General features: G+C 44.5%; 11 protein-coding genes. 7 read left to right on the forward strand and 4 right to left on the reverse strand.

All coding sequences use genetic code 11. The features are described from left to right. Positions 1-7: 7 nt before the first annotated feature. The gene (gene truC, locus HMPREF2573_RS05565) at positions 8-772 is read right to left on the reverse strand and encodes a tRNA pseudouridine(65) synthase TruC (RefSeq protein WP_003660833.1); all 765 of its coding nucleotides are present in this window, start codon (positions 770-772) and stop codon (positions 8-10) included. A 172-nt stretch (positions 773-944) separates the two neighbouring features. Between truC and HMPREF2573_RS05570 the strand changes: the two genes are divergently transcribed. The 7 genes from HMPREF2573_RS05570 to epmA all read left to right on the forward strand — a co-directional run bounded on the left by HMPREF2573_RS05570 (position 945) and on the right by epmA (position 7,653). Then, on the forward strand, positions 945-1,901 hold the full coding sequence (locus HMPREF2573_RS05570) for a metallophosphoesterase (protein WP_003660835.1): 957 nt from the start codon (positions 945-947) through the stop codon (positions 1,899-1,901). Between the two features lie 65 nt (positions 1,902-1,966). Further along, entirely contained in the window at positions 1,967-2,515 is a 549-nt protein-coding gene (gene purE / locus HMPREF2573_RS05575; RefSeq protein ID WP_003659025.1) for a 5-(carboxyamino)imidazole ribonucleotide mutase, read from the forward strand. A gap of 89 nt (positions 2,516-2,604) precedes the next feature. Beyond that, on the forward strand, positions 2,605-3,729 hold the full coding sequence (locus HMPREF2573_RS05580; RefSeq protein WP_003672116.1) for a 5-(carboxyamino)imidazole ribonucleotide synthase: 1,125 nt from the start codon (positions 2,605-2,607) through the stop codon (positions 3,727-3,729). A 36-nt stretch (positions 3,730-3,765) separates the two neighbouring features. Then, positions 3,766-4,224, forward strand: a complete 459-nt coding sequence (locus tag HMPREF2573_RS05585) for a YaiI/YqxD family protein (RefSeq protein WP_003672903.1) — start codon at positions 3,766-3,768, stop codon at positions 4,222-4,224. A gap of 178 nt (positions 4,225-4,402) precedes the next feature. Further along, positions 4,403-5,575, forward strand: coding sequence for an AI-2E family transporter (locus HMPREF2573_RS05590; protein ID WP_003659021.1), 1,173 nt, complete (start codon positions 4,403-4,405; stop codon positions 5,573-5,575). Further along, the gene (locus HMPREF2573_RS05595; RefSeq protein WP_003672902.1) at positions 5,575-6,630 is read left to right on the forward strand and encodes a 4-phosphoerythronate dehydrogenase; all 1,056 of its coding nucleotides are present in this window, start codon (positions 5,575-5,577) and stop codon (positions 6,628-6,630) included. The genes HMPREF2573_RS05590 and HMPREF2573_RS05595 overlap by 1 nt, the downstream gene beginning before the upstream one ends. 48 nt (positions 6,631-6,678) lie before the next feature. Next, positions 6,679-7,653 carry an EF-P lysine aminoacylase EpmA gene (epmA, locus tag HMPREF2573_RS05600; protein WP_003672901.1) on the forward strand — a complete coding sequence of 325 codons (975 nt, stop codon included), beginning with the start codon at positions 6,679-6,681 and terminating at the stop codon, positions 7,651-7,653. On the opposite strand, the gene HMPREF2573_RS05605 is transcribed toward epmA, so the two are convergent. The 3 genes from HMPREF2573_RS05605 to HMPREF2573_RS05615 all read right to left on the reverse strand — a co-directional run. Then, positions 7,650-8,462: an HpcH/HpaI aldolase/citrate lyase family protein gene (locus HMPREF2573_RS05605; protein WP_003660845.1), complete on the reverse strand. Its 813-nt coding sequence runs from the start codon at positions 8,460-8,462 to the stop codon at positions 7,650-7,652. The genes epmA and HMPREF2573_RS05605 overlap by 4 nt on opposite strands. Before the next feature lie 34 nt (positions 8,463-8,496). Further along, positions 8,497-9,660, reverse strand: a complete 1,164-nt coding sequence (locus HMPREF2573_RS05610; RefSeq protein ID WP_070472851.1) for a dihydroorotase — start codon at positions 9,658-9,660, stop codon at positions 8,497-8,499. Positions 9,661-9,708: 48 nt separating this feature from the next. Continuing rightward, a partial coding sequence (locus HMPREF2573_RS05615) for a tetratricopeptide repeat protein (RefSeq protein WP_148129128.1) occupies positions 9,709-10,109 on the reverse strand: 401 nt, incomplete at its 5' end.

The raw sequence follows: 10,109 nt of genomic DNA on the forward strand, positions 1-10,109 counted from the left end.
TTGTTTTTTAAGCCATCAAGTCCACATCAGACCACCCAAACGCTGTCATTACTTGACAAAAGGCCGTATCTAAGGGTGCAACAATACGGATCATCTCATCATATAACGGATGACAAAACTGTAACTGATGAGCATGCAACAACAGTCTTTTGACACCAATATGAGCAAGCACAGCACGATTTTGCACTTTATCGCCATAAGTGGTATCACCAACAATGGGATGAAAAATATGCTTCATATGGCGACGCAACTGATGCTTTCGCCCTGTGATTGGTGTTAAGCAAACCAAAGAATATCGAGAACTATCAAAACGCCGACACGATATAAATGGTTGCTGTGTTGTGGCAAGAACCTGATAATCGGTTATGGCAGATTTGGATGCTTTATTGGGATTGCTAAACTTATCGGCAATTTTATCAAGGCGTGGTTTTAGTGCATAATCAATCCGCCCAGTACCAATAATACCACGCACCACCGCCAAGTAAGATTTTTGGATGTGATGATTCTCAAATTGTTTGGCTAATAATCCTGCTGTCTGACTGTCTAAAGCAAAGACCAATACGCCTGAGGTTGGTCTATCAAGACGATGTACAGGGTAGACATGTTGATTGATTTGGTTACGCAAAGTTTGCACCACAAAACAAGTTTCATGTTTATCCAGCCAAGAGCGATGCACCAACATATTTGCAGGTTTATTGATAATCACCATGCACGCATCTTGATACAAAATTTGCAATAAATCAGGCTTAATCGGCATAAACCAATCACCCATAAATTTAGCCACTATAACAGCCTTGGTTATAAAAGTCCAGCGACCATTTTTATGATAATGCTAATTTGATTTGGTATCAGTGACTTTGTGTCGTGATTTTAGCCAATGTTCTTTTTGGGTAAATGTGCTATAGTAGCAGGCAAAAAGTAGATTAAGATACAAGGGGATTGTGATGATTTATGACATTATTGGCGACATTCATGGACACGCCGACAAATTAGCAGGACTGCTTGATAAATTGGGCTATATTCATGATGGCATCAGTCATATCGCCCCACACGGTCATCAAGCGATTTTTATTGGTGATTTTATTGACAGGGGCAATCAGCAGTTAGCCACATTACAAATTGTCTTTGACATGCTTGACAACAATCAAGCACTTGCCATCATGGGCAATCACGAATACAATGCTATCGGATACGCTACGCCACATCCTGATGGTGGCTATTGTCGCCCCCATACCAGCCGAAATACCAAGCAGCATCAAGCATTTTTGGATGAAGCACCCATTGGTTCTGATGACTACTATTATTGGCTCTCTCGCCTTTATGAACTACCGCTATGGCTTGAGCTGCCTGAATTGAATATCGTACACGCCTGCTGGGATACGAAGGCACAAGCAGCACTTGCACCCTATCTCACCCCCGATCATCGCATCACCCAGCGTGGCATCATCGCAACCGCTATGAGTGGCTCTACCGAGTTTTATGCGCTTGAAAGACTTTTAAAGGGTATCGAAAGCCCCTTACCTGCAGGTGTGGTACTTGTGGATGGGCATGACATCGTGCGTAGGCGTACTCGTATCAAATGGTGGCAAAAAGACTGGCAAAATCACCCACTGTCTGAGATTGCACAGCTTGGCACTAGAGCGACAATGAACCTGCCCAGCGACTTAGATATCAAACCTTTGCCGATGGATTTTGAGCTGACCACTCATCAGCCAATTTTTATTGGTCATTATTGGCTTGATGGCACGCCAAGCATCTTATCAAATCAGGTGGTTTGTACTGACTATTCCGCTGGCATGAATGGCTACCTGACTGCTTATCAATTTGATACCAAAAACCCCATACTATCAAATGAAAATTTTGTACAGTATATTCATACCGCAGATAAATCCAAAGAATAAAGACAGAAATTGCCATTTTTTAGCAAATGTGCTAACTTATTCGTTTATTATTTTTAAGGATTATCATGTCAAACACCCAACACGCCCCAAGTCCTGCTCCCATCACATCCCCCACTGGCACCCCAAAGGTTGGTATCATCATGGGCAGTCAGTCCGATTGGGCAACCATGTCTTTATCGGCACAGATTTTGGCAGATTTTGGCATCCCCTTTGAGTGTCAAGTCGTCTCAGCACATCGCACACCAGATAAACTCTTTGACTATGCCAAAACCGCCAAAGATAAGGGCTTAAAAGTCATCATCGCAGGGGCAGGCGGAGCGGCTCATCTGCCTGGTATGTGTGCCAGCCAAACCCCATTGCCTGTGCTTGGCGTACCCGTCAAATCAAGCACACTGTCAGGCTGGGACAGTTTATTATCCATCGTACAAATGCCCAAAGGCGTGGCGGTCGGTACGCTTGCCATTGGAGATGCTGGTGCGTTCAATGCTGGACTGCTGGCAATACAGATACTTGCCATCGATGATGATGCCCTTGCCACAAAACTGGATGAATTTCGCCAAAAACAGACCCAGACAGTGCTAACAAGCCCCCATCCAGGGATTGTCAATCACTGATGAATCAGCATTTGGCAAATTAACGCCCATTTTTTATTAAAATATGCGATAATATCCAAAATTTTTTGCTAATTTTTTGGATATCTTTTATGACTGATTCCATCAAAACCATCGGTATTCTTGGCGGTGGGCAGCTTGGCATGATGCTGGCTCAAGCCGCCTTAAAGCTCGGCCATCGTTGCGTTTTTTTAGAAGATGCTGACGGTGTGCCAGCTGCTTTATATGGACAAGTATTTAAATACAATGAGCTTGATGATTTTATCACCGCCAGCGATGTCTTTACATTGGAATTTGAAAATACGCCTATCAAGACGGCTAAATCACTGGCAAGCCTTGAGCATAAAGGCAGTCTGTTTCCGCCGACCAATGCTTTGGAAATCGCCCAAGACCGATTGGCAGAAAAGGTATTGTTTAATCGGCTAAATATTGACACCGTACCATTTATGGCAGTAAACAGCTTAGATGAGCTACAAACTGCCACCAACAAACTTGGGTTACCTTTGGTCTTAAAGACCAGCCGAGGCGGCTATGACGGCAAAGGACAATTTGTCATCAAAACACAAAGCGACATCGCCACCGCTTGGGAGGAGCTTGGCGACGCTGTCACTGGTGATGGCGGGTTGACCGACGCACCTGCACCACTCATTGCCGAAGGGTTCATTCACTTTAGCCGTGAAGTCTCTATCATCGCTGTGCGTAGTCAAAACGGTGATATTTGTTACTATCCTTTGGTTGAAAATCATCACACCAATGGCATTTTATCAAAAACCATTGCACCTGCTGCCAACGCCGACCATCTCATCGAGCAAGCCCAATCCAATATCAGTAAAATCCTAAGTCATCTTGATTATGTTGGTGTTTTGACCTTAGAACTTTTTGTCAGTGATGATGGACTCATCGCCAATGAGATTGCCCCACGCGTGCATAACTCTGGACATTGGACGATTGAGGGGGCAAATACCAGCCAATTTGAAAACCACATCCGAGCCGTATTGGGCTTACCGCTTGGCGATACAGGCATCATCAAGCCGTCTGTCATGCTAAATGTCATCGGCAAATATCCTGATGTCAGCGAGCTTTTGACCCATACAGGAGTGCATTTTCATCATTATCACAAGGCAGAGCGAGACGGTCGTAAGATTGGACATATTACAGTGATGAGTGATGATAATGATGGGATTGTAACCAATATCACACAATTGCTCACATCATAACGACTGGTATTTTATCCATGACTGAACTTGTTCGCTATGAAAATACTCATTGACGCCGACGCACTGCCTGTCATTGCCAAAGAGCTCATCATCAAAACCGCCAATCGCACCCAAACGATGGCGGTATTTGTGGCAAATCGGATGACCAAACTGCCACCATCGCCATTTTTATCGTATGTTGTGGTTGGTGCTGGCTTTGATGTGGCGGATGAATATATCTTACAGACAGCGCAGCCCAACGATTTGGTCATCACAAGCGACATTCCGCTTGCCAATGATGTGCTAGAAAAAGGGGCAAAGGTTTTGACCCCACGGGGTGAGGAATTTCGCAAAGATAACATCAAACCCAGATTAAATGCCCGAGATTTTATGGAGTCGCTTCGTGGTACGGGTGTGCTTGACCCCAAAAGCATGGGCGGACAAAAACCATACAGCAACAAGGACAAAATCGCCTTTGCAGGTGGTCTAAATAGGCTTGCTCACGCGTTACCCTAGTGGTTTTTTAACAGATTTGCTTAATCTTGTGCAACGCAAACACCACAAAATCCCCAAGCATTTTTATCAAGTTTTTGGCATAATAAGTAGCAACATTCCCAATTCAATTTCTTCTTTGAGTTTGTTATGTTAAACTTCAAAAACCACGCCAAAACCGCGATTGAACCATGATGAAACCATGATTGAACAATGGAATAGAGAGTTCGTCTTACAACGCCTACTCGCTTTGACCTTGCTTGTTATCTTGATTGTACTGTGCTTTAAAGTAGTGCGATTTTTTATCGTGCCAGCATTATGGGCAGGGATTTTGGCATATGTTACCTTTCCCATTTATACTTTTTTTCACACCAAAGTCCGTCTAAGCCCCAGTTTTAGTGCGTTTTTGATGACTTTTTGCATCTCGCTCATGATTGGCGTACCGCTTATTGTGGGTGTGTTCTACCTACAACATGAAGTGCTAAGTTTTGTTGGCATGGTAATTCGTCGCCTACAAGCAGGATATTTAGATTTACCCAGCCAAATCAAGGACTTACCTGTTATCGGACAGACGATTAAAGACACGCTTTGGGAGATTAACAAAAACCCTGAAACCACGATGGAGGCGGTGCGTGCTTGGGTGCAGTCGCATTTGTATTATGGCAAAATGGCCTTTGATGCGGTGCTAAAAAACCTTGCCAAACTTGGCATGGCTCTGATGACGTTGTTTTTCTTTTATAGAGATGGTAAAAGTTTGGTACGCCAAATCCGTCAAGCCATGCGTAACATCATCGGCGACCGCATTGATGATTACATTGACTCGGTAGGAGCAACCACACAAGCGGTGGTGTATGGCATTGGATTGACTGCCTTGGCTCAGGCGATTTTGGCAGGGATGGGCTATGCTTTTACCAACGCTCCCAACCCCATTTTACTCACACTCATCACCTTTGTGGTGGCACTCATCCCCTTTGGTACGCCCTTTGCATGGGGCGGTGTGGCGGTGTGGTTATTATCGCAAGGACATACCACCGAAGGCATTGGACTTGGCTTATGGGGAATTTTAGTCATCAGCTGGGTGGATAATTTGATTCGACCCATCGTCATCAGTGGTGCAACCAAAATCCCCTTCATCATCATCTTTATTGGTGTACTTGGGGGCTTGACGGCATTTGGTTTTGTGGGGTTGTTCATCGGGCCTGTGGTGCTTGCCATTGGCTTGGCGGTGTGGCGTGAGTGGATAAGTCAGCACAAAAATGAGATTTTTATTAACCAAGCAAGCGGCTTTGTGGTCGCAGATGGTAAAGCGTTATTGGCTGATACCAACCCCACCCCTAGCAATAAACAACAACCTAACTTAACTAAGGATGACTAATGCTTCGGGTTCTTGCTGATGAAAATATTGCCAATCTTGATGATTATCTTTTATGTCATCAGGTGGAGCTTATCAAGATGGCAGGGCGTGCCATTGACCGCCAAAGTCTCATCACCCATCAACCAGATGCATTATTCATTCGCTCAGTAACGCAGGTAACCCAAGAAAATTTGGGCGACTTGAGCAACACACCGCTTAAGTTTATCGGCTCTGCAACGATCGGTATTGACCATATTGACACCAAGTATCTTGCCGACCATCATATCAATTTTGCCAATGCATCAGGCTGTAGTAAGCATTCGGTTGCCCAATATGTCATAACAGCCATATTGCATGCCCATCAATCCCCAAAAACCAATCTGCGATTAGGCATTATCGGACTTGGCAATATTGGCAATACTCTAGCACGCTATGCCAAACGACTGGGCTGGCAGGTATTTGGCTTTGATCCTTTTTTGGCGACTGACTCTATCAACAATGCAAGCTTAGATGAGATTTTAGATTGTGATGTCATCAGCATTCATACACCATTGACAAAAACAGGTAGCCACCCAACTTATCAAATGCTAAACGCTCAAACCTTGGCAAAAATCCGCCCAAAGGCCTTACTGATTAACAGTGCTCGAGGAGAAATTATTGATGAATCCGCCCTGTTAGCTGCCATTAACCAAAAGCAATTATCGGTTGTGTTAGATGTTTTTCCTAATGAGCCATTCATCAGCCAACAGCTACTTTATGCACTCAAACTGGCAACACCACACATTGCAGGCTATACCCTTGAAGGTAAAATCCGTGGGACTGATATGATTTATCAAGCCTTTTGCCAAACCTTTAACTTACCAATCCTCCAGCACTTTTTGGCATTACTACCGCCCAACCCTTATCATTTTTCTATGCTCTTAAACCATAAAAACCAACAGCCACTGGCTTGGTTTTATGATATTCAGGCTGATTTTGAAGCACTAAAAGCGGCAGCTTGTCCACATATTTTGGGTAATCAATTTGACATGCTTCGCAAAAATTACCATTTACGGCGAGAATGGATTTTTGATTAACAACAGTTTAATTTTTAAATATTTATTAATAATAAGGCAAATTTTTGTATGATGGCCAGTGAGTATGCACCTACCTTAACTTTGATGAATGCCAAAAAACGGGCTCAAATGCTACAGCATATTCGAGCATTTTTTGAGGCACGCAATATCATGGAGGTCACAACACCGATATTATCGCAAGCAGCCAATACTGATGTATATATCCAATCGGTTCAAGCAACATTCCAAGGTGCTACAGGTCAAGCCAAAGGCTATCTACATACATCGCCTGAGTTTGCGATGAAGCGATTGCTTGCTGCTTATCAGACGCCCATTTATCAGATATGCCAAGTATTTCGTGATAACGAAAAAGGCCATCGCCATAATATTGAGTTTACCATGCTAGAATGGTATCGCCCAAATTTTAGCCTAGATGCATTGGCTGATGAATTATCAGAACTATTAAGCGTTGTTTATCAAAAACCCATCCACTTAACCCAAATTAGCTACGCTCAAGCATTTGTACATTATTTGGGCATACACCCATTTGATGATATGAATACGCCAAATATCTTGCGTCAGTGTGCTGTCGCTCACAACATTCATTTGGATATGGGCGATGACAAACAAGGCTGGTTGGATTTATTATTTAGCCATCTTATTGAGCCAAAATTGGGCTTACAAAACCCTACCTTGGTTATCAATTATCCAAAGCTTACCGCCGCCCTTGCCAAAACAGCGGTCGATGCTGATGGTTATGAGATTGCAAGACGCTTTGAGCTGTATATTCATGGCGTTGAGATTGCCAATGCTTATGATGAACTTGCCAACAGCCAAGAGCTGCTAAAGCGTTTTGAGCAAGATAATCATGAACGCCACCGCCAAGGTCTGCCCATCATGCCCATTGACTATCGTCTGCTTGCTGCCTGCGATCATCTGCCTGATTGTTGCGGCATTGCCTTAGGCATAGACAGATTATTCATGGTGCTGCAAGGTCAATTAAACATCAATCAAGCCATTGCCATTACGACAGATAACGCCTAATTTTTGGCGACTTTTATTAGGTTTTTTGCCCAGTTAATCAGTGGCAAATCAACCATCTTACCATCAATGGCAAAGACCGTCTCGCCTGTTTTTTGGTATTTTTGGCAAATGGTATGGGCAAAAGCCATTTGTTCGGCTTGTGCTGTTAGCACGCCATCAGCAACAGCAATTTGTTTTGGATGAATCATCATCTGACCTGCAAACCCAAAATCGCACCAGTGGCGCACACAAGCGGCCAATCCTGTTTCATCTTCAAAATCATTAAAAATGGTCTCAATGGGCGGATGAAGACCATTTGCCACAGAATGAATCAATAAATCAGTACGAATTTTATCAAAAATCAGCTGTGATGCTGGCGAATCTGGTTGCACACCCAGCTCATACATCAAATCCAATCTACCAAAACTCATCGCCCAAAGTCCATCAGCTTGTGCGATACCAGCAATATTTGCTAGCCCCACCGCTGTCTCAATCATGGCAATGACAGGCTTATGAATGTGGTGATACACGCTTTCAACTTGGTGTTTATTTTGGCATTTTGGCAACACAACACCAAGCAGATGATTAAGCTTAAGCATACAAGTAATATCATCAAGATGATGCATGCTATGCACGGCATTGATACGCAGCCAATAGCCACACTCGCCTTTGGCATCTAATGCCATCAGTGCTGTGCGTGCGTGATTTTTTTGGTCATCTGCGACGGCATCTTCTAGGTCAATGATGATGGCATTTGCTTTAGATTGCTTGGCTTTTGATACCCAATCAAGGCGTGTTGCTGGCACAAATAAAAATAGGGTCTTATCCATGATGTATCACCCATTGTCATCAAAAATAGCAGTTTTAGCCATCAAAAAAGACTTTCTCCACCCTTCCTGTCAGCTTCTGCCCCAAAAAAGGCGTGTTCTTGCCTGCTGATAGCATACTGTCTTTGGTTACCGTCCATGCTTGATGTGGGTCAATGAGTACCGCCCCACCAATGCGCTCATAATCTGTAATGCCTGCAATTTTGGCAGGATTTAGGCAGATTTTTTCTACCAACTGCTCAGTACTTAACACGCCATCTGCCACCAGTTTCACCCCCAATGACGCAAAAGTATCAAAGTTACTAATCCCTGCTTGGCATTGGGCAAAGGGGGCTTGTTTGGCACTGCTTGACAGTGGTTCATGATGAGAACAGATGGCGTCAATCGTACCATCTTGGAGACCCTTGATAAGAGCTTGTTGGTCGGTGTTACTACGCAAAGGGGGCAATACATAAGCATGAGCGTTATAACCCTCAATGTCATCATCGGTCAGGTGCAACTGGTGCATCGCCACATCACAGGTAATGGGCAAGCCCTTTTGTTTGGCATGACGGATCAGCTCTACCGAGGTGCGACAAGTGATTTGGCTAAAATGTGCATGAATGCCTGTCTCTTCGGTCATCAAAATTTGCTTGGATAATGCGATGGTCTCAGCCAGCCACGGAATGCCTTGCAATCCATGAAAAGATGCGATATAGCCATCGTGAGCCACACCCCCTGCCGATAAACTGGGTTCATCAGGGTAGAAGAAGACTTTGATGTCAAAGGTCGCTGCATATTCTAAACAGCGTAACAATACCAAATCACTCTCAAAACCTGCCGCTGTATTGCTCACACCGATAGCACCGCCTTGTTTTAGCCCTGCCAGATTGGCAGGTTGTTTACCCTCTAAGCCTGCACTCAATGCCCCCAAAACATGCAAGTAAATGCCACCGTCTGCCCATGCTTTTTGTTTGAGACCCTTTAACAGTGAGCCGTTTTCTAGCACAGGGCTGGTATCAGGTGGCATGACCACATGCAAAAAGCCATTTTGGCGTGCCGCTCGCCCCTCGCTTGCCAGTGTGCCGTGCGACTGATGTCCCGGTTCTCGCAATCTGGCACACAGATCAACAAGGGGCGGTAATAGCCATTTGCCATCTGTGCTTATGCCTTTGAGTTGGGCGGTGTCAAATCGCCAGTCTTGGGGAAATAGGTTTGTCATCGCATTCTCTTGATTTGCTTGATTTGGGATATGGGGCATCATCAGCGTCTAGTAGCCTTGTTCGTTTAGTATTCGGTAGTTATCACAGCCTGGCTGATTTCCATTATCACAGGCTTGACTATAGTAGCGTTTGGCGGTGCTTTTATTTTGGCGTACGCCATGACCCTTGGAATACATCACGCCCAGATTAGATTGGGCAGCTGCATGCCCTTGATGGGCGGCTTTGGTGTACCACTCCACCGCTTTTTGATAATCTTGGCGTACGCCCAGGCCTTGGGCATACATCACGCCCAGATTATATTGGGCATCTGCATGCCCTTGACCTACGGCTTTGGTGTACCATTTAAGTGCTTTGTGATGGTCTTGACGCACGCCTTTGCCTTTTTCATACATCACGCCCAGATTATTTTGGGCTTTTGCAACCCCTTGATGGGCGGCTTTGGTGTACC

Origin of the sequence: Moraxella sp. HMSC061H09 (assembly GCF_001809255.1) — a bacterium.
Lineage (GTDB): Bacteria > Pseudomonadota > Gammaproteobacteria > Pseudomonadales > Moraxellaceae > Moraxella > Moraxella catarrhalis.